At 57.0% G+C, this 19,190-nt stretch carries 21 protein-coding genes and 1 riboswitch; of the genes, 9 read left to right on the plus strand and 12 right to left on the minus strand.

Annotation, left to right across the window (positions count from 1 at the left end; all coding sequences use genetic code 11):
• Window positions 1-54 precede the first annotated feature (54 nt).
• Window positions 55-2,535, minus strand: coding sequence for an ATP-binding protein (locus IQ22_RS17375; RefSeq protein WP_145144299.1), 2,481 nt, complete (start codon window positions 2,533-2,535; stop codon window positions 55-57).
• Between the two features lie 504 nt (window positions 2,536-3,039).
• Between IQ22_RS17375 and IQ22_RS17380 the strand changes: the two genes are divergently transcribed.
• From IQ22_RS17380 to dxs, 3 genes are all read left to right on the plus strand, one after another.
• A complete protein-coding gene (locus IQ22_RS17380; protein ID WP_145144301.1) occupies window positions 3,040-3,282 on the plus strand; it encodes an exodeoxyribonuclease VII small subunit in 243 nt (80 codons plus the stop codon).
• The gene (gene ispA / locus IQ22_RS17385) at window positions 3,279-4,157 is read left to right on the plus strand and encodes a (2E,6E)-farnesyl diphosphate synthase (RefSeq protein WP_145144303.1); all 879 of its coding nucleotides are present in this window, start codon (window positions 3,279-3,281) and stop codon (window positions 4,155-4,157) included. The genes IQ22_RS17380 and ispA overlap by 4 nt, the downstream gene beginning before the upstream one ends.
• 103 nt (window positions 4,158-4,260) lie before the next feature.
• Window positions 4,261-6,186, plus strand: a complete 1,926-nt coding sequence (gene dxs, locus IQ22_RS17390; protein WP_145144305.1) for a 1-deoxy-D-xylulose-5-phosphate synthase — start codon at window positions 4,261-4,263, stop codon at window positions 6,184-6,186.
• Window positions 6,187-6,230: 44 nt separating this feature from the next.
• Here dxs and ribA read toward each other — a convergent pair whose 3' ends face one another.
• The 10 genes from ribA to nrdR all read right to left on the minus strand — a co-directional run bounded on the left by ribA (window position 6,231) and on the right by nrdR (window position 13,921).
• Window positions 6,231-6,848, minus strand: a complete 618-nt coding sequence (ribA, locus tag IQ22_RS17395; RefSeq protein ID WP_145144307.1) for a GTP cyclohydrolase II — start codon at window positions 6,846-6,848, stop codon at window positions 6,231-6,233.
• A gap of 99 nt (window positions 6,849-6,947) precedes the next feature.
• Window positions 6,948-7,532 carry a retropepsin-like aspartic protease family protein gene (locus IQ22_RS17400; RefSeq protein ID WP_145144400.1) on the minus strand — a complete coding sequence of 195 codons (585 nt, stop codon included), beginning with the start codon at window positions 7,530-7,532 and terminating at the stop codon, window positions 6,948-6,950.
• A gap of 75 nt (window positions 7,533-7,607) precedes the next feature.
• Window positions 7,608-8,126 carry a phosphatidylglycerophosphatase A family protein gene (locus tag IQ22_RS17405; RefSeq protein WP_145144309.1) on the minus strand — a complete coding sequence of 173 codons (519 nt, stop codon included), beginning with the start codon at window positions 8,124-8,126 and terminating at the stop codon, window positions 7,608-7,610.
• 24 nt (window positions 8,127-8,150) lie between these two features.
• The gene (gene thiL, locus IQ22_RS17410) at window positions 8,151-9,113 is read right to left on the minus strand and encodes a thiamine-phosphate kinase (protein WP_145144312.1); all 963 of its coding nucleotides are present in this window, start codon (window positions 9,111-9,113) and stop codon (window positions 8,151-8,153) included.
• An 8-nt stretch (window positions 9,114-9,121) separates the two neighbouring features.
• Window positions 9,122-9,592 carry a transcription antitermination factor NusB gene (gene nusB, locus IQ22_RS17415; protein WP_145144314.1) on the minus strand — a complete coding sequence of 157 codons (471 nt, stop codon included), beginning with the start codon at window positions 9,590-9,592 and terminating at the stop codon, window positions 9,122-9,124.
• Complete coding sequence (gene ribH, locus IQ22_RS17420) at window positions 9,589-10,065, minus strand: 6,7-dimethyl-8-ribityllumazine synthase (protein WP_145144316.1); 477 nt, start codon at window positions 10,063-10,065, stop codon at window positions 9,589-9,591. The genes nusB and ribH overlap by 4 nt, the downstream gene beginning before the upstream one ends.
• 112 nt (window positions 10,066-10,177) lie before the next feature.
• The gene (gene ribBA / locus IQ22_RS17425) at window positions 10,178-11,263 is read right to left on the minus strand and encodes a bifunctional 3,4-dihydroxy-2-butanone-4-phosphate synthase/GTP cyclohydrolase II (protein WP_145144318.1); all 1,086 of its coding nucleotides are present in this window, start codon (window positions 11,261-11,263) and stop codon (window positions 10,178-10,180) included.
• A gap of 19 nt (window positions 11,264-11,282) precedes the next feature.
• Window positions 11,283-11,945, minus strand: coding sequence for a riboflavin synthase (locus IQ22_RS17430; RefSeq protein WP_145144320.1), 663 nt, complete (start codon window positions 11,943-11,945; stop codon window positions 11,283-11,285).
• A 14-nt stretch (window positions 11,946-11,959) separates the two neighbouring features.
• Window positions 11,960-13,159, minus strand: coding sequence for a bifunctional diaminohydroxyphosphoribosylaminopyrimidine deaminase/5-amino-6-(5-phosphoribosylamino)uracil reductase RibD (gene ribD / locus IQ22_RS17435; RefSeq protein ID WP_145144322.1), 1,200 nt, complete (start codon window positions 13,157-13,159; stop codon window positions 11,960-11,962).
• An 82-nt stretch (window positions 13,160-13,241) separates the two neighbouring features.
• Window positions 13,242-13,386: riboswitch (FMN riboswitch) on the minus strand.
• 70 nt (window positions 13,387-13,456) lie between these two features.
• Window positions 13,457-13,921: a transcriptional regulator NrdR gene (gene nrdR, locus IQ22_RS17440; protein WP_244309259.1), complete on the minus strand. Its 465-nt coding sequence runs from the start codon at window positions 13,919-13,921 to the stop codon at window positions 13,457-13,459.
• A gap of 183 nt (window positions 13,922-14,104) precedes the next feature.
• Between nrdR and IQ22_RS17445 the strand changes: the two genes are divergently transcribed.
• The 3 genes from IQ22_RS17445 (at window position 14,105) to trxA (ending at window position 16,142) form a co-directional block, all read left to right on the plus strand.
• Window positions 14,105-14,551, plus strand: coding sequence for a YbaY family lipoprotein (locus IQ22_RS17445; RefSeq protein WP_145144326.1), 447 nt, complete (start codon window positions 14,105-14,107; stop codon window positions 14,549-14,551).
• On the plus strand, window positions 14,548-15,207 hold the full coding sequence (locus IQ22_RS17450; RefSeq protein ID WP_145144328.1) for a class I SAM-dependent methyltransferase: 660 nt from the start codon (window positions 14,548-14,550) through the stop codon (window positions 15,205-15,207). The genes IQ22_RS17445 and IQ22_RS17450 overlap by 4 nt, the downstream gene beginning before the upstream one ends.
• A 62-nt stretch (window positions 15,208-15,269) precedes the next feature.
• Window positions 15,270-16,142, plus strand: a complete 873-nt coding sequence (trxA, locus tag IQ22_RS17455) for a thioredoxin (RefSeq protein WP_145144330.1) — start codon at window positions 15,270-15,272, stop codon at window positions 16,140-16,142.
• On the opposite strand, the gene IQ22_RS17460 is transcribed toward trxA, so the two are convergent.
• A complete protein-coding gene (locus IQ22_RS17460; RefSeq protein ID WP_145144332.1) occupies window positions 16,139-16,510 on the minus strand; it encodes a hypothetical protein in 372 nt (123 codons plus the stop codon). The two genes, trxA and IQ22_RS17460, sit on opposite strands and share 4 nt — an antisense overlap.
• Window positions 16,511-16,629: 119 nt before the next feature.
• Here IQ22_RS17460 and IQ22_RS17465 point away from each other — a divergent pair, with 119 nt between their 5' ends.
• The 3 genes from IQ22_RS17465 to IQ22_RS17475 are packed head-to-tail and all read left to right on the plus strand — an operon-like array spanning window position 16,630 to window position 19,179.
• Window positions 16,630-17,166 carry a DUF2796 domain-containing protein gene (locus IQ22_RS17465; RefSeq protein WP_145144334.1) on the plus strand — a complete coding sequence of 179 codons (537 nt, stop codon included), beginning with the start codon at window positions 16,630-16,632 and terminating at the stop codon, window positions 17,164-17,166.
• A 41-nt stretch (window positions 17,167-17,207) separates the two neighbouring features.
• Entirely contained in the window at window positions 17,208-17,915 is a 708-nt protein-coding gene (locus IQ22_RS17470; RefSeq protein WP_145144336.1) for an ABC transporter ATP-binding protein, read from the plus strand.
• Between the two features lies 1 nt (window position 17,916).
• Complete coding sequence (locus tag IQ22_RS17475) at window positions 17,917-19,179, plus strand: ABC transporter permease (RefSeq protein WP_145144338.1); 1,263 nt, start codon at window positions 17,917-17,919, stop codon at window positions 19,177-19,179.
• The last annotated feature ends 11 nt before the right edge of the window (window positions 19,180-19,190 follow it).

Raw genomic sequence — 19,190 nt, forward strand, 5'->3', positions numbered from 1 at the left:
CTAGAGCAAAGGGACAATTATTTCACATCGCTAACGTTCACTTTTGCCCTCAGGCTAAAAGGAACTGACCGTCGTAGGCGAGGCCGGAGACAGACTCGACAATAGTCGTTCAATCTCCTGGAAGTTAGCCGGCTTAGTCAGATGATAGTCGAAACCCACTTCTTTAGACTGAACTCGGTCCTGTTCAGCGCCCCAACCTGTCAGTGCAATGATGGCCATATCCTTCAGCTTGGGCTTCAAGCGCAACGCCTTAGCTACCTCAAAGCCGTTCAGGTCTGGAAGGCCGATATCGAGAAACATGACATCGGGCCGGAAGCTTTCAACTGCTTCCAAGGCTTGATAGCCATCATGAACCATATGAAGGGTATGCCCGCTCATTTCCAGCAGTGTAGAAAGAACTTCGGCTGCATCAATGTTATCGTCCACAACAAGGATGCGAAGACCGCCACGCTGCTCGTCAATGTGGGGCTGATGTATCCGCAAGGGCAATACCTCGGTGCTTTTCTGGTCAATCGTGGGTATATGAACCCGGAACTTGCTTCCGCCTCCCAAACCAGGACTAGTAGCCATAACAGTTCCGCCATGCAGCTCTACCAACCGCTGTACAAGCGTAAGACCAATCCCAAGGCCATCCTGTGCCTGCGCGCTGCCCTGATCAACCTGGGCGAACATATCGAATACCGTACCGAGCGCTTCGGCAGTCAGACCAATACCGTTATCAATAACTGTAATGTCTACTGCATCGTCAGCCTGTTCGACGCCCAGGGTAATGCAGCCACCTTTTGGGGTGTACTTTGCCGCGTTGTTGAGCAGGTTACTGATAACTTGAGCCAGACGCGTAGGATCTGCGTCTAAAAGCAGTGGTTCTTCAGGCACCTGTACGCTCAGGTTGTGTGCACCCGCTTCAATCAACGGCAAACTGGTGTCGATAGCCGTCGAGATAATGCTTTGCAAAGTAACGCGCTCTTTTCTAAGCAGGAGTTTGCCCTTGGTAATACGGGCCACGTCCAGAAGATCATCAATCAAGTGCGTCATGTGCGCGGCCTGGCGCTCCATCATTTCACGCACGCGCCCCAGGGTGGCACGGTCATCACTGGCCAGCTTCATGACCTCGAGCCCACTCAGGATCGGCGCCAGGGGATTGCGAAGCTCATGCGCCAGGGTGGCAAGAAACTCCGTCTTGCGGCGGTTCGCTTCGGTAAGCTCTTCAGTCAACGCTCGTAAATCGGCCTCCGCCTGTTGACGCTCCATCAATTGCTGGTGCCGATCCAAAACCAGAGCAACTGTATTTAAGAGCAGCCCCATCGACTCGCGATCTGCCGCCGTAGGTTCCCAGGGATGATCCCGGTATACCGCCAGGGTTCCTAGTACTCGCCCTTGAGGCGAAAGAATCGGCTGAGACCAGCACGAACGAAGACCATGTGTAAGCGCAAGCGTCTTGAAATCCTTCCATAAGGGGTCTTGAGCGATATCCGTGACCATAACCGGCTCGCCCCGATAGGCGGCCGTTCCGCAGGATCCCACCGCAGGGCCTACGCTCAAGCCGTCGATTGCACTGGAATACGTTGCGGGAAGCGAAGGTGCGCTACCATGGCGGAGGCAACCCGTCGCCGGATCCATCAACAGCACCGAGGCCATGATCGTTTCGCCTGCTCCCTCCTCTGCTGCGCGGGTCAGTACGTCCAGAATAGCGGGCAATGGCGCACCGGCTAACGCCAGCTCAAGCGCTTTTTTCTGCCCCAATGCCACCGCTTCTGCCCGCTTCCGCGAGGTGATATCGACTACAGTACCTACCATCCGATCAGGCTGCCCTTTTTTCGAGCGGTAGATACTTCCTAATGCGCTGATCCAATGCACGCTACGGTCTGGCCATACAACGCGGCACTCGAAAGCCCATTCCCCATGCGTTGCTAGCGCCTGCTCATAGTCGCGCTGTAAACGTTCACGGTCATCGGGATGAACACTGGCAAGAAAGCGTTCAAGGCTCCATTCATCGACAGGCTGGCTATAACCAAAACACTGGTCATGCAGACGCGAGGTACGTGCGCGGCCTGTCACGAGATCCAGCTCCCAATCGCCGACTTGCGCAGCGGAAAGCATGAATTGCAGCCGCGCTGCGTTTTCACGCTGCTCATCCTTGGCGACTTGCAGCGCCGTGACGTCCCGAGAAATCGACAGAATCGCCTCGACTTCACCTGTCTCGCTGCGAACCGGTGCTACGGTGACATCCCACCATTTTGGCGCACCCTTGGCCGTTGGACAGAACGCGCTGAACCGAGTCACACGACCCGCACGGGCAGCGACCAGCGAGGCTTCGACCTCAGACTGACTTTCTTCAGGCCAAAAGGAACACCATGCCCCACCAAGCACAGTGCTTATATCGTCGATTTCCAGCGCACACTGACCATTCCGGTTTACTACGCGCAGACGCCCGTCAAGGTCGAGAAGTTTGACGCAGTCTGGACTGCCCTCGAACATCCACTGACTTAGGTGAAGCCAATCGGTCGATGCGTCGTGGTCATTCTGTATAGCCATGTATTCGCGGTCTCACTGCAGGGCTTAACGTATCCTTCGTAAGAGTTCAGCTAAACGGGCGCCTGCAAAAAAGCCCGGCTTGTTGGAGCTGGACATTACCCCTCCCGGTCAAGAGAAAGGTGTCCTTCTGTCCAGCGATACAATATGAAGTTCGACCTGCGATACTGCACGAGGTGCCGACGATTCTGTGTCTAATCGTCATACCCGTTCTGCTCGAACTATTGGCATAGGGCAAAAAGCCATCGCACAACGATGACGGTAACATGCCTAGGCTGGGAAACCATCACTTGTGCTCTCGTATAATCAGCCGGCTGTCTTCAAATCTTCTTTTCCCTTATATGGAGCCAGCTTCAAGCCGTTACAATCGCGTTGGCTACCCTATAGTTGTCATGTAGTTGTCGTGCGTAAAAAATGCCGTCTTATAGCGTCCCCGCGTAGAGCATTTGCTCGGTACTAGCGCCTCTGCTAGTGTCCCGCGATTGTGTCACCATCTGAGATTGCCCCATGGCTCGCAAGAAAGCACCTGACTTCGAACAATCCCTGGCTGAATTACAAACCCTGGTCGAACGCCTGGAAAGCGGAGAGCTTTCTCTGGAAGAGTCTCTAGGTGCCTTTGAGCAGGGCATCCGCCTGACCCGAGAGTGTCAAAGTGCCCTTACTCTGGCCGAGCAGAAAGTACAGATCCTGCTCGAGCGCGACGGAGCGCTTGCAGAAGTCCCATTCGACCCGCAAGGTGACGGGGCATGATCGCCGCGTATCAGGCACGTAGCCAGGCACGGGTGGATGCTGCGCTAGAAGCCTTGTTCACTCCGCCACGCGCTGAACTGGCACGTCTTTATGAGGCCATGCGCTATAGCGTGATGGGGAATGGCAAGCGTATTCGCCCTTTGCTGGTCTATGCTGCCTGCGAGGCCCTCGGTGGCGATCCTGTACGGGCAAACCAGGCGGCATGCGCCGTCGAGCTTATCCATGCGTACTCCCTGGTACACGACGATCTCCCAGCCATGGATGACGATGACCTTCGCCGAGGCCGCCCCACAACTCATAAGGCTTATGACGAAGCCTGTGCCATTCTAGCAGGCGATGCACTGCAAACCCTGGCGTTCGACATACTGGCGCAGGCCCCTCAATCAGCCGAGACGCGTCTTGAAATGATTCGCGTCCTAACGTGGGCGTCAGGCCCTGCCGGCATGGTGGGAGGCCAGGCGATCGATTTGGAGTCGGTAGGCCGACACATCGACCAGGGCGCGCTGGAAACCATGCACCGCCACAAGACCGGAGCCCTGATCGAGGCAAGTGTTCGTCTGGGTGCGCTCGCTAGCGGCCACGCTACTTTCGAGCAATCTGACGCCCTGGGTCTCTATGCCCGAGCCATTGGCTTGGCATTCCAGGTACAGGACGACGTGCTGGACATTGAAAGTGACACAGCAACACTGGGCAAACGCCAAGGGGCGGACGAAGCTCGCAACAAGCCGACTTACCCTGCCCTATTAGGGCTTGAGGAGGCCAAGCGCTATGCACAGGCCCTGTGTGAACAGGCCTTGCATGCTTTGGAAGGCTTCGGTGAATCAGCCGACCCCTTGCGCGCACTGGCGTTTTACATTGTCCAGCGTCGCCACTAATGACCGGGTGTACTATCATGAAGCCCTATATGACTGCTCGCTGTTGGGTGGTTGGAGGGCTTCGGGTAAACTCTGACCTTTCACCTCTTATAACGATGACCTGATGCCCAAGACGCTGCACGAGATTCCACGCGAGCGGCCCGCCACGCCATTGCTCGACCGCATCGAAAACCCAGCCGCGCTGCGCCACTTGAGCGAGGCGGAGCTGGAAACGCTTGCCGATGAACTGCGTCATTATCTGCTGTTTACGGTAGGACAGACTGGCGGCCATTTCGGCGCAGGGCTCGGTGTCATCGAGCTGACCGTAGCCTTGCACTATGTCTTCGATACGCCGAAAGATCGGCTCGTGTGGGACGTAGGCCATCAAGCCTACCCCCACAAGATCCTGACAGGGCGACGAGAACGCATGGGCACGCTTCGCCAGAAAGATGGCATAGCGGCTTTTCCGCGCCGATCAGAAAGCGAGTACGACACCTTTGGCGTAGGACATTCCAGTACGTCGATCAGTGCGGCGCTTGGCATGGCTATTGCGGCGCGCCTGCAAGGTATCAAGCGCAAATCCGTGGCCATCATTGGTGACGGAGCCTTGACTGCCGGTATGGCCTTCGAGGCGCTCAACCATGCACCCGACGTCGAAGCCGACATGCTGGTTGTGCTCAACGACAATGATATGTCCATTTCGCGCAACGTGGGCGGCCTGTCGAACTACCTAGCTAGAATTCTTTCCAGTCGTACCTACCAAACCATGCGCGAGGGCGGTAAAAAGGTCCTCTCAAAACTGCCGGGCGCTTGGGAAATCGCACGTCGCACCGAAGAAGCGGCCAAAGGTATGCTGGTGCCTGGCGTACTGTTCGAGGAACTGGGCTGGAACTATATCGGCCCTGTTGACGGCCATGACCTGCCCACGCTAATCGCTACCCTGCGTAATCTGCGTGACGCAAAAGGCCCGCAGTTCCTGCATGTGATTACGAAAAAGGGTAAAGGCTTCAGCGCAGCCGAAGCTGACCCGATCGGCTATCACGCCATTACCAAGCTTGAACCCGCCGACGCGGCTCCCAAGAAAAGTAGCGGCCCGAAATATTCGAATATCTTTGGTGACTGGCTGTGCGACATGGCGGCTCAGGACATCAAGCTGGTTGGCATTACCCCGGCCATGAAAGAAGGATCGGACCTGATCCGCTTCAGTGAGCAGTACCCGGATCGCTATTTTGATGTAGCTATTGCCGAGCAACATGCTGTGACCCTCGCGGCCGGCATGGCGTGCGAGGGCGCTAAACCCGTTGTCGCCATTTATTCGACGTTTTTGCAACGCGCCTATGATCAACTGATCCATGACGTCGCTGTCCAGAATCTGGATGTGCTGTTCGCCATTGATCGAGCTGGCCTGGTTGGAGAAGACGGACCGACCCACGCGGGCAGCTTTGATCTTTCTTACCTGCGCTGTATTCCGGGCATGGTAATCATGACGCCCAGCGACGAAAACGAAATGCGACGCATGTTGACCACAGGTTACCGTTATGAGGGCCCGGCTGCTGTGCGCTATCCGCGGGGCAGCGGCCCTAATGCCGTCCTCGAGCCAGGTCTCGAGCCGCTGGAGATCGGACGCGGTGTTCTGCGCCGTCAGGGCCAGAGGGTTGCTTTCCTGGCCTTCGGTGTACAGCTTGCTCAAGCCATGCAGGTAGCGGAAGGTTTAGATGCCAGCGTGGCCGATATGCGCTTCGTCAAACCACTGGACGAAACATTGGTACGCCAGCTCGCCGAGACGCACGACCTGCTCGTAACGGTTGAAGAGAACAGCATTATGGGCGGTGCAGGCAGTGCGGTCAGTGAATTCCTGGCACGTGAAAACGTAATCAAGCCCATCTTGCATCTGGGCCTACCTGACTACTACGTCGAACACGCCAAGCCCAACGAAATGCTTGCTGAGTGTGGCCTGGACGCAGCCAGTATCGAACGCGCCGTACGTACACGCATGGAGCAACTCGACCTGCTTGTGGAAGTACCCGCTCTCGTGTCAAATCATCCCTGATGAAAAAAGGGCGAGCCTCTAAAAGCTCGCCCTTAATCCTTAAGTCAGGAAGGTAAAACCTCACCCTGATGCAAACTACCTAGCATATGCCCCAGCTTGCCAGCTTTGGTCGCCAGGTAGTGCTTGTTATGCGGGTTGAGCCCCGTTTGCAACGGCACACGCTCAGCTACTGGAATTCCCAGTTCCTCCAGCGCCTTTACCTTGCGTGGATTGTTGGTCATCAACTTCAGCGCAGTAATACCTAGATGTTCCAGCATGGGACGGCACAAGCTGTAGGTGCGCTGATCCGCTCCAAAGCCTAGACGCTCGTTCGCTTCTACAGTATCAGCGCCAGCATCTTGTAGCTCATAGGCACGAATCTTGTTGAGCAGACCAATACCTCTACCCTCCTGGCGTAGATATAGCAGTACGCCCCTCCCCTCTTTGGCAATGGCTCTCAAGGCTGCCTCAAGTTGAAAGCCGCAGTCACAGCGCAGACTAAACAAGGCATCGCCTGTCAGACATTCGGAATGTAGACGCCCCAAAACGGGCTCTCCACTAGCGACATCGCCCAAGGTCAAAGCCACATGCTCCTTACCATCCGCTTCATCTAGAAAGCCGTGCATGGTAAAGATGCCGAAAGGCATAGGTAGTTGGGATGCGGCGACAAAAACGACAGACACCTTCAGGCTCCTATCGAAAAGGTTATATTATAGCATTTACCGAAAGCGACATTGTTAGTCATAAAAGCTATGACCCCATGTAGGTTCGATCTATGAACGTTAATGTTTGGCCTCGACATGCAGGACGCCCTGCTCTTCGTGCCAACCGACACGATTGAGAAAATTCATGCCCAGCAATGCCTGGAGAGGATATTGGCCTTCGAGCACAACGGCATCTACGCCAAGCACTTCGATACTTCCAATTTTTACTCGGTCGAGCCGAACAGCCCAGGCGCGCTTGTTGCCTCCTGCCGTATTAACCGTCATAGGGCGGCCCTGACGGTAATCGAGCCCCAGCCGACGGGCGTCGTCTTCGTTCATCGCCACCGATGAAGCGCCCGTATCTACCAAAAACTGAATAGGTCGATCATTGATAGAGCCGTTGGCCCAGTAATGACCATCGTTGCGCCGAGCAATGCTCAACTGACGCTTTTGGGGCGCAGCAAAGCCATTACTGTACTCGCGATCCAGGCTGAATGTCCGTGTAGTTTCACCAACACGCAGTACGGCTTCACGGCTATCCGCTTTGATGAGTTCGACCTCACCTACCGTCTGCCCTACTTTGAGCATCTTGCGCTGACCATCAATATTGACGACCGCGGCGCCATTGAACAGGCCTACAACCCTAACCTGCGTTGCTGCCATGAGCGAGACCGAAAACGCACTCAGGACGCCTACAAGAATTACTTTACGCACGCTGCCTCCGTGTAGCGTTCGAGATCAAAAGCCGGCTGCGACATGTGCCCATCCCCAGACAAGCCCCTGCATGACTAGCCAGGCAAACACACCCGCCAGAAGATCATCGAGCATGATTCCCAGGCCGCCACCCACGTGCTCGTCGAGCCAGCTGATCGGCCAGGGCTTCAAAATATCCATAAAGCGAAAAACGGCGAACCCGACTATCCACCAGGCCCATCCGGTTGGTATTAACCAGAAGGTAATCCAAATACCAACCATTTCGTCCCAGACGATACCTTCGTGATCGTGTACACGCATATCGTTCGCCACCCGGCCGCATAGCCAGAAGCCGAACAACGTGAATCCGACGAGCATAAGCCAATAACCCCATCCCGGCAGTAACTGCCACAGCAGCACAAACGGAATCGCCACCAGCGACCCCCAGGTTCCTGGGGCCTTGGGTAAGGTTCCGGAGCCGAAACCGAACGCCAGGAAATGCCAAGGGTTACGCCATACCGCGTGCGATACGGGGATGTCTTCCTGTTTTGCTTGCTCGATCACGCGCGTCCTCGGTTCAAGTAGGCTTCAGGGCTTTGCAAAGTGTTGGTATCCCGTTTGGACGGGGGTAATGTCTCGCCCCAGTGCATCGTGGACACAGACGCCTTGGCCATTGACGACTCGCCCGATAACGCTGACTTGAGGGAACTCGTCTTGTAGCTCCGCGATATGCCGCTCCGGCACGGTAAAAGCGAGCAGGTAATCGTCGCCGGCCGACAAGGCCAGGCTCCTGATCTGTGCCGGGCCAAACAGGGCAGCCAAGGCAGGGCTAACGGGAAGCCGCTCTGACTCGATAACAAGACGGACATTCGAGGCAGCCGCAATATGCCCACAGTCGGCTAGCAAACCATCGGAAATATCCAGCGCCGCATGAGCTTTGCCACGCAAGGCTCGGCCCAACATGAATTGCGGCATGGGCGACCAGTAACGTGCCAGCAGCGTATCGACATAGGCGCCACGCTCCTGACGCTCACCCAGTACAAACGGCAAGGCCCCGCCCGCTTCGCCCGTCGCTCCTCCTACGCAAAGTAGATCACCTGGACGGGCTCCGGAGCGCATCAGGGCCTGGCCCTGAGGGACGCGCCCAAACACGGTCAACGTGAGGGACAACGGACCGCGTGTGGTATCACCACCGAGGAGAACCATGTTGCACGCCTCGGCCATCCTGTCCAACCCCTGAGCGAACTGCTCGAGCCAGTCGAGTTTCACCTCGGGCAATGTCAGGGCTAGGGTGAAGCCCAGTGGCTCTGCGCCCATGGCTGCCAGATCGCTCGCGCTTACAGCCAGCGCTCGCTGGCCAAGCAGGAAACCATCACACACGCCGGGAAAGTGCACACCAGCCGTCAAGGTATCGGTCGAAACCGCCAACTGTTCAGATGCCGGCAGGCTCAGCAAGGCGCAATCGTCACCCAGACCGAGTGCGACGCCACTGCCAGGCCGTGCGCAACGCGCCGCAGCAAAATAGCGACGGATCAATTCGAACTCGGTCATGGCGGTCATCAGCGCTTGGCGCGCAGCTCCGCCGCTCGCAGCGTAGGTGCCAGCTTGTCGAGTACGCCGTTCACGAATTTGTGCCCGTCTGTTGCGCCAAAGGTCTTGGCTAACTCGATGCCTTCGTTGATGACAACACGATAAGGCACATCGATGCGGTTGCGCAGCTCATAGCAAGACATCCGCAGGATAGCCAGCTCGACCGGATCAACCTCGTCCAATGGACGATCGAGACACGGTGTGATCAGCTCGTCGATCTCGGTTTTCAGGCTCGGGACGCCGTGCAGGATCTCGTGAAAATAAGCGCCGTCCACATGGGAAAAATCATTGTCCACACGGAATTGGGCTTCGATCTCATTGATCGCCTGACCAGCCATATGCCACTGATACAACGCCTGAACTGAGAGACTCCGGGCCTCCCGACGCGCAGCAATCTTGCCACGCGGTGCTTTTGGCTTCTGGCCGTCTACAGCGCTCACTTGGCCTCCAACTGCGACAGCAGGCTAACCATTTCGAGAGCGGACAGGGCGGCTTCGGCGCCTTTGTTTCCTGCCTTGGTACCCGAGCGCTCAATAGCCTGCTCGATGGAATCTACGGTCAGAACACCAAAGGAAACCGGTACGCCAAACTCCATAGATACCTGGGCCAGGCCCTTGGTGCATTCGCCGGCAACATACTCGAAGTGCGGTGTGCTGCCACGGATCACGGCGCCCAGCGCAATGATGGCGGCGTATTCGTCACGCTGAGCAGCCTTCAGGGTTGCCAACGGAATTTCGAAGGCGCCCGGAACGCGAATGATAGTAATGTCTTCTTCACGAATCCCATGGCGTACCAGGGCGTCTACGGCACCGTCAACCAGACTTTCTACAACAAAGCTATTGAAGCGGCCAACTACCAGGGCAAAGCGGCCTTTGGGAGCAATGAAAGTACCTTCGATGGTCTTCACGGTCATGAGCAGGTCTCGTCTGTTAAAGAACCGGGGCAATCGGGCCCCGTGAAATCAATTCGAACATCGGCACACGTGCTCGAGGCTCATGCGCCGGAAGGCCATCCATCGGCCTGTGTTATGCGGGAGGCAGGTATTCTACAACCTCGAGGTCGAAGCCGGATATGGCATTAAACTTCATTGGTGAACTGAGCAGACGAAGCTTACGCACTCCCAAGTCACGCAGGATCTGCGAACCCGCGCCTACGGTACTGTAAGTGCTTTGCGGTTTAGGTCTGCTGGCCGGCTCACGCAGGTGCGCCAGTAGATCATCCCCAGCCAGTGAATGCCCTAGCAGCAGCACGACACCACTGCCCGCTTCCGCCACCTTGGTCATGGCGGCCCGCAAGCTCCAGCGGCCCTCCTGGCTAACCATGAGCAGGTCACGCAGCGGATCCATGTTGTGCACGCGCACCAAGGTCGGCTCATCGTGCTTGATGGCACCCAGCGTTAATGCCAGATGCACGTCGCCCTCGACCTCATCACGATAGGTCACGAGATTAAAGCGTCCCAGCTCGGTCTCCAAGGGTTGCTCGTCGATCCGCTGGACGGTGTGCTCGTGCATGAGTCGGTAATGGATCAGATCGGCAATGGTCCCGATTTTAAGACCATGTGTTTCGGCAAACGCCTCTAATTCCGGACGGCGCGCCATGCTGCCATCATCGTTCATGACTTCGCAGATTACCCCGGTCGGCTCGAAGCCGGCCAGACGTGCCAGGTCACATGCAGCCTCGGTATGGCCAGCCCGGGCCAATACACCACCTGGCTGGGCCATCAAGGGGAAAATATGGCCAGGGCTGACGATATCCGCAGCCACCGCATTTTTCGCCGCGGCCGCCTGAACGGTGCGAGCTCGGTCCGCGGCAGAAATACCCGTCGTGACGCCTTCCGCCGCCTCGATGGACACCGTGAACTTGGTGCCGAACCCTGAGCCGTTACGGGCTGCCATCAAAGGCAGATTGAGCGTTTCGCAGCGCTCCCGGCTCATCGGCATGCAGATCAGGCCACGGGCATACTTGGCCATAAAGTTGATGTGCTCGGCCGTCACGCATTCGGAGGCGACAATGATATCGCCCTCGTTCTCCCGGTCTTCGTCATCCATCAGGATGACCATTTTGCCGGCACGCATGTCCTGGATAATGTCTTCAATACTGTTCAGTGCCACGAGGTCTTTCCTTCTACGCTCAGGATTTCAGATAGCCGTGTTCGGCTAGAAAATGTTCGGTGATACCACCCTGCTGAGGCTCGGCAGCTTTGTCGCCCATAAGCAGTCGCTCCAGATAGCGCGCTAGCAGATCTACCTCAAGATTGACCCGACGCCCCGGCCGGTACTCGGCCATAATGGTTTCGGCGAGCGTGTGCGGCACGATGGTTAGCTCGAATTCAGCCCCATTAACGGCGTTGACCGTAAGGCTGGTGCCATCAACGGTAATCGAGCCTTTGAGAGCAATGTAGCGCGCCAGCTCACGCGGCGCCTGGATACGAAACTGCACGGCCCGGGCATTGTCCTGACGCGATACGACCTCACCCACGCCATCAACATGCCCACTGACCAGATGACCGCCCAAGCGGCTGGTGGGCATGAGCGCTTTTTCCAGATTAACCTGGGCGCCCGGTTTGAGATCGACAAATGCACTGCGCGCCAACGTCTCACGGCTCACATCAGCCCAGAAGCCATCGCCAGGAAGGTCCACGGCAGTAAGGCAGACACCATTAACAGCAATACTGTCGCCCAGTTTCACGTCAGCAAGGTTCAACTTGCCGGTCTGCACATAGACCCGTACGTCGCCGCCTTTGGGAGTCAAGGCGGCCACAGTGCCAATGGCTTCGATAATGCCGGTAAACATGTGTACCTCGATAATCAGGAAAAAGTAGGGGCTTGAGAAGAGATAGGCCGCGCTACGACATACCAGTCACGCCCGACGAGACGTGTCTGGACGATATCTAATTCGGCCGCCTCGCTCATGAGCGTTAAAGGCCAATCCAACAAGGGACGCGCCGTGGAGCCCATTAATTTAGGAGCAATAAAGAAATGGTACTCGTCAACCAACCCCTGTCGGGCAAAGGCGCCAGCCAGTTGAGGGCCCGCCTCGACTAAAACCTCATTAACACCACGCTCGGCCAGCAAAGCCAGCAATGCCTGTAGATCAACGTGCCCTTCTTTCTCGGGCAGTGTTAGCAACTCATGCCCCTGCAGGCTGTAATACTCGGCCTTGTCACTTAATAAGCTGGCAACAAGCGTCGGGCCTGCCTGAAAAAAGGCCGCACGAAGCGGTACACGGCGCTTACTGTCTACTACGACACGCAGCGGCGGACGTTTCAACGCCAAGGCTGTTTGCTCGGCGTCCAACTCCAGTTCGTCGCCGCGCACCGTAAGACGCGCCTCATCCATCAGGACGGTATCAGCGCCGGTCAGGACCACGCTCGACTGCGCACGTAGCCGTTGCACTTCGGCCCGAGCCGCTGGCCCGGTAATCCATTGGCTTTCGCCGCTAGCCATAGCGGTGCGACCATCCAAACTCATCGCCAGCTTGATGCGCACAAAGGGCAACCCAGTGGTCATTCGCTTGACGAACCCGGGATTCAGGGTCCTCGCCTCTGCCTCCAGAACACCGCAGACCACTTCAATACCGGCGTCAGCTAGCCGCTTGAGACCACGGCCAGCCACCTGGGGATTAGGGTCCTGCATGGCCGCGACCACACGCTTAACGCCAGCACGAACCAAGGCTTCGGCACAGGGTGGGGTCCGCCCAAAGTGACTGCAGGGCTCAAGTGTCACGTAGGCGGTGGCTCCCCGCGCCTGCTCACCCGCCTCACGTAAGGCATTCACCTCGGCATGCGGCTCGCCAGCGCGCACATGCCAGCCTTCGCCAATAACGGCATCGTCTTTGACGATTACGCACCCGACACGCGGGTTGGGATGAGTGGAATACAAGCCCAGCCGCGCCAGCTCAAGGGCACGTGCCATGTACGCCTCATCTTGCGGGGAATAATAATGCGAAGGCCCGTCGGCAAGGCTTGAATCAACAGCACCAAGGGGGGATGGATCAATATCAGGCATGAAACGTCCTCATCAATGGAGTAAACGTTCCAGGGCAAATAGTGCAAGACTGCATGTACGCACGAGGCGCACGCATAGGCAGAAGCATCTTCTTTCATCCGGACTCTAACCGTCGGCTCTGGAATCGCACCAAATCTGCTGACCTCCGAACGATTCGGAGCGCTCGCGGGCTTACCTTGGAAAGGCTTACCGCCGGTGGGGAATTTCACCCCGCCCTGAAGACCTGACGGACTATAGCGAAGTAGAGCGCCTGCCGACAATGGCTGCTGGCCAGGTTCCGATCAATTACCGGCTTAATCAGACTTTGCCAGGCCCGCGAGCCAGACGATCGATTTCCTCTCGAAACTCGGACAGGTCCTGGAACTGCCGGTAGACAGACGCGAAACGAATAAACGCGACCTCATCGAGTTTGCGCAGCTCTTCCATCACCAGCTCACCCACAACGCGTGACTTGATTTCACGCTCGCCTGTGGCACGGAGTTTGTGCTTGATATAGGCAATGGCCTCCTCAAGACGCTCGATACTGACAGGTCGTTTTTCCAATGCCCGCTGCATGCCAGCCCGCAACTTTTCCTCGTCGAAGGGCTGTCGGGTGCCGTCCTGCTTGATCAGACGCGGCATAACAAGCTCGGCCGTTTCAAACGTCGTGAAACGTTCTTGGCAGTTCAGGCACTCACGACGACGACGCACCTGTTCGCCCGCGGCGACCAGACGTGAATCGATGACCTTGGTGTCGTGGGCACCGCAAAAAGGACAATGCATGAGCGGACGAGGCCAAAATGAACGGACCAACATGGTAGCGCATCCTGCTTCGGAAGGAACCTTGCGCGGGCCAGCGAATCGACAGAACACGGTCGTATAACAGGGAAACGCTACCGCTCATGCTTCCCGCCAGCGCACCGTTATATAAGAATGCGCCGCCTACTGATTCCTGGAGCTGTTTTCATGTCGTTGCGCCCGCTGTTGCCCCTGCTGTGTATCAGCCTGCTCGTCGCCTGTGCCGATAAGCCCGTCGCTCCGCCCGATCCGGCCCCGGAACCTCAGCCCGTTAGCGGTGCGCCTCGCCCTAGCAACCTGAACGAATTATCAGGCACCTTGCGTACGCCAGAAGGTGCCATCGCTCCGGGGGCTAAAGTAGAGATCGCTATGCTGGCCATCGATGGACAGGACAGGCCCCAACGCCTTCTGGCCAGCGAGACCCTTACGGGTAATGGCAAGGCTTTGGCGTTCCGCCTGCCCTTCAATCCCGAGATTTTCCCTCGGGATGCTCGGGTTGAACTGCACGCTCGCGTCAGTCAGGGCGGCATGCTGGTGTGCTATCTCACCCCTGTCACGATCCGCCAACCTATGACTCAGGTTTTGGGTGAGTTGGTATTGGATCAGAAACCATGAAAGCTCCGGCTCGTCTGCAAAGCGCGTTAAGCGATCTACTCGGCGATGCCCAACTCAGCGCTCAACGTCTACCGGACACAGGAATCGACCTCTGGCTGATCGACCCTGCCAACATGGATCGAGCCTTTTCACCAGAAGAGACCCAGCGCCTGCTTGAAGCCCCGCCCTATTGGTGCTTCTGCTGGGCCAGTGGCCTTGTATTGGCTCGCTGGCTGGCCGAGCGCCCGCACTGGACCGAAGGCAAACGCATTCTGGACTTTGGTACGGGGTCCGGTATCGCTGCCATTGCCGCCGTAAAAGGAGGTGCCGCCGAGGTAGTTGCATGCGATTGCGACCCGCTGGCTCTGGCTGCCAGCCGTGCCAACGCCGATCTGAATGCGGTCACACTAACATATTCAGAAGACTTTTTTGCCGAAACAGGCCGCTTCGATCTGATCATTGTTGCAGACGTACTCTATGACCGCGCCAATCTACCGTTGCTGGATGCATTTCTCGCCAAGGGTAACGAGGTGCTGGTAGCCGATTCACGCATCAAGCACTTCGACCATGCCCGCTATAGCCATTTGGCTACCCTGGAAGCCTGCACGTGGCCAGACCTTGCCGAGCCGGCCGAATTCCGCCAAGTCAATCTCTACCATGCCTGCTCTCTTGAGTAAGGGTTGTTTTTCCCTGTCGCGTCACCACGTATAGTTCATCTTTTACTTGCCCGAGTCTGCTCATGAGCCAGGACACGTCTTATATCTTCGATGTCACCCTCGACAATTTTGATCAGAAGGTGATCGAACAATCGTTTTCAACACCGGTATTAGTCGATTTCTGGGCCGAATGGTGCGCGCCCTGCAAAGTGCTCATGCCCCTGTTGGATAAAATCACCGAATCGTTTGGCGGTGCTCTGCACTTGGGCAAGCTTAACTGCGACGTCGAGCAGGAGCTGGTAATGCGCTTCGGCGTTCGCAGCCTGCCTACCGTCGTCCTGTTCAAGGATGGTCAGCCGGTAGACGGCTTCGCCGGCGCCCAGCCGGAATCCGCTATTCGCGCCCTCCTCGAGCCGCACGTCCAGGCCCCGCCACCAGTGGCAGCCGATCCGCTCGAAACTGCTCGCAATCTGTTTGCAGAAGGCCGTGCCGGTGAAGCAGAAACCGTACTCAAACAGCTCCTGACGGAAGACAATACGAACGCACTGGCGTTGATCCTCTATGCTCGCTGCCTGGCCGAGCGGGGCGAGTTGGATGAGGCGGAAAACGTACTAGGCGCCGTAAAAGGTGATGATCACAAGCAGGCCCTGGCTGGCGCCAAGGCACAGCTGACCTTTCTGCGCCAGGCCGCCGGCCTACCTGATCCGGCCGATTTGAAAGCCCGTCTGGCCAAAGATGCCAACGATGACGAAGCCACGTATCAACTGGCGGTACAGCAGCTGGCGCGCCAGCAGTACGAAGCAGCACTAGAGGGTTTGCTCAAGCTCTTCATGCGCAACCGCAGCTATGGCGAGGATCTACCCCGCAAGACTATGGTTCAGGTATTCGACTTGTTGGGCAGTGACCACCCCTTGGTCGCTACCTATCGTCGCCGCCTCTATCAGGCTCTTTACTAAGTTGTCTCGGGTGCCGGAGCATCGCCGGCACCCAACCAGACGAAAAGCTGCGTCTCTTCCGCTTTTTCGACCCTTATCTGAGGATTATGCCGCAGCCTTACGATAAGCTGCTTGGCGGCACCTATGTTTCCCGCCAAACCTTCTAGCTCCTCTAGCAAACGCGGCCCCTCGATACGCCCTTCACGTTGCACAAGTGACAAGGCTGCCTCCCAGAGAGGATCATTCTTAGCGGCTGGCTGGGCACGAGTACCCACGGCTGGCAATACTGTGTCTATAGCCACGCTTCCCAGGCGTGACCACTCCTCAGCGTCCAGTTCCACAGTCAAATCCACGGGCCAGTCCCCAATGCGTCCACGAATGCGCATCACTACATGCTCCCTAATCAAAAGAGCATCCTCCCATGGAGCCCTCTACTCCGCCAGCATCGTGTTGCAGTCTTATCTTGTTACGAGATAACATAATATTTCTATTTCTGTTGGAGCACCCTATGCACCTACGACTGCTTGCTCTACCGTTTATTCTGTTGCCTCTCGCTCACGCCTTTGCTGCTGATGACCATGCGCACGGTAGTCTCGATGCGCATGAACATGGGGTTGCCCAGCTTAACGTGGCGCTAGAGGAGCAGTCATTGGAACTGGAGTTACATAGCCCCGCCATGAATATCGTCGGGTTTGAGCATGCCGCTCAATCAGCACAAGACAAACTCACCGTCGAAAAAGCCAAGCAACAGCTGCAAGATCCACTAGTGTTGTTCAAAATTCCTACTGCAGCAGGATGCAAAACAGCCAACGTTGACCTCGACAGCCCGTTATTTGCTGCTGATGGTGATCACGATCACAAGCATAGTGATATCGAGGCCGACTACGAACTTACCTGTGCACATCCTGAAGCCTTGACGGTACTTGACCTGAGTGGCCTATTCACGCATTTTTCAGCTACCCATCGTGTACAGGCGCAAGCTGTTACACCTCACGGCCAGAAGGGTGCTGAGCTAACACCTGACGCGTCACGCCTCGAACTGTAACTACCGGCTTGCTCGCGCCCCGACTCATCATGCAGGATGCTATGAGCGCCCTTATCGAACTCAACGCCCTTGGCTTCGCCTGGCCCGGGCAGACGGAACTGCTCGACATCCCCCACTTCCGCCTGGAGCGTGGCGAGACGCTGTTTCTAAGAGGCCCTTCTGGTAGTGGAAAGACAACACTGCTGGGCCTATTAGGTGGCGTTATGCGGCCTGGTCGCGGCCAAATCCGGCTGCTGGGTGAAGAGTTGGCCACGCTTTCTGCAGCCCGTCGCGATCAGTTTCGCGTTGACCACACCGGCTATATTTTTCAGCAGTTCAATTTACTGCCGTTCCTGTCGGTCCAGGAAAACGTGGAATTGCCTTGCCACTTCTCGGCCCTACGTCGCCAGCGGGCACGCGAGCGACACGGCAGTGAGACAGAGGCTGCACAAGCGTTGCTATCAGCGCTGGGATTGGGCGGACATGCCTTGAGCAAGCAACGGGCCGGTGCCCTCTCGATTGGTCAACAACAACGAGTAGCGGCTGCTCGCGCACTGATCGGCCAGCCTGAGCTGGTCATTGCCGACGAGCCTACCTCAGCCCTGGATACCGATACCCGCGAGACATTTTTAAGGCTGCTCTTTACCGAATGTCAGGCCGCTGGCGCCAGCCTGTTGTTTGTCAGCCACGACCAAAGCCTGGCGTCCCTGTTCGATCGTAGCGTGTCGCTAGCCGAACTCAATCGCGCCACTCGCCCAGCGGAGAGTTAAGATGTATCTGTTTCGCCTGGCCTTGGCCAGTGTGTCCAACCGACGCTTCACGGCATTGCTTACAGTATTCGCGATTGCCTTGTCCGCCTGCCTGCTCTTGGCCGTAGAGCGTGTTCGTACCGAGGCCAAGACCAGCTTTGCCAGTACGATCTCAGGTACGGATCTGGTCGTAGGGGCACGCTCCGGCGCGGTCAACCTACTCTTGTATTCGGTCTTTCGGATCGGCAATGCAACCAACAATATTCGCTGGGACAGTTATACCCAGCTCAAGGAGAACCCTCGAGTCAAGTGGGCTATCCCGCTGTCGTTAGGCGACTCGCATCGGGGCTACCGCGTACTAGGTACCAACCTGTCCTATTTCGAGCATTATCATTATGGGCGCAACCAACCGCTATTGATTCAGGAAGGACGTCCATTCCAAGACCTCTTCGATGTTGTACTGGGTGCCGAAGTCGCGGAGGCATTACAGTACAACGTAGGCGATCAGATTGTGCTTGCCCATGGCGTTAGCATAATCAGCCTGGTTGATCATGCTGACAAGCCTTTTACTGTCGTTGGTATCCTGGCCCGGACCGGCACGCCTGTAGACCGTACGCTGCATATTTCACTGGAGGGTATGGAGGCCTTGCACGTGGACTGGCAAAACGGTACACCGGCCCGTGACAAAGGGCATATCAGCGCCGAGCAGGCTCGTCAGCTGGACCTTACGCCCAAAGGCATCACGGCCGTCCTCCTAGGCCTCAATAGCAAAATCGCTACGTTCAGCCTGCAACGCACCATTAACGAATACCGCGGTGAACCGCTGATGGCAATTTTGCCTGGTGTCGCGCTGCAGGAACTTTGGAGTCTGATGAGTACGGCCGAGCAAGCATTGTTTATTGTCTCTCTGTTCGTCGTGCTAACCGGTCTGATCGGCATGCTGACGGCCCTGCTTACCAGCCTCAACGAGCGGCGTCGGGAAATGGCTATCCTGCGCTCTGTTGGCGCACGTCCCGGGCATATTTTCGGCCTACTAATGGCTGAGGCCTTCGCCTTGGCATTAATGGGCGTAGTGGCCGGGCTTGGCCTGCTTTACGCAGGCATTGCTGTAGCACAGGCTCCTGTCCAGGCGCATTACGGTCTTTACCTACCACTGACCTGGCCCTCAGCCTATGAGTGGCGCCTGCTTGGAGGTATTCTCGGAGCAGCGCTACTGATCGGCTGTCTTCCGGCCTGGCGTGCCTATCGTCAATCGCTGACGGACGGCCTGTCTGTCCGCTTGTAATTCCAGTCTGG

The sequence above is a fragment of the Pseudomonas duriflava genome (assembly GCF_007830155.1).
Taxonomy (GTDB): domain Bacteria; phylum Pseudomonadota; class Gammaproteobacteria; order Pseudomonadales; family Pseudomonadaceae; genus Chryseomonas; species Chryseomonas duriflava.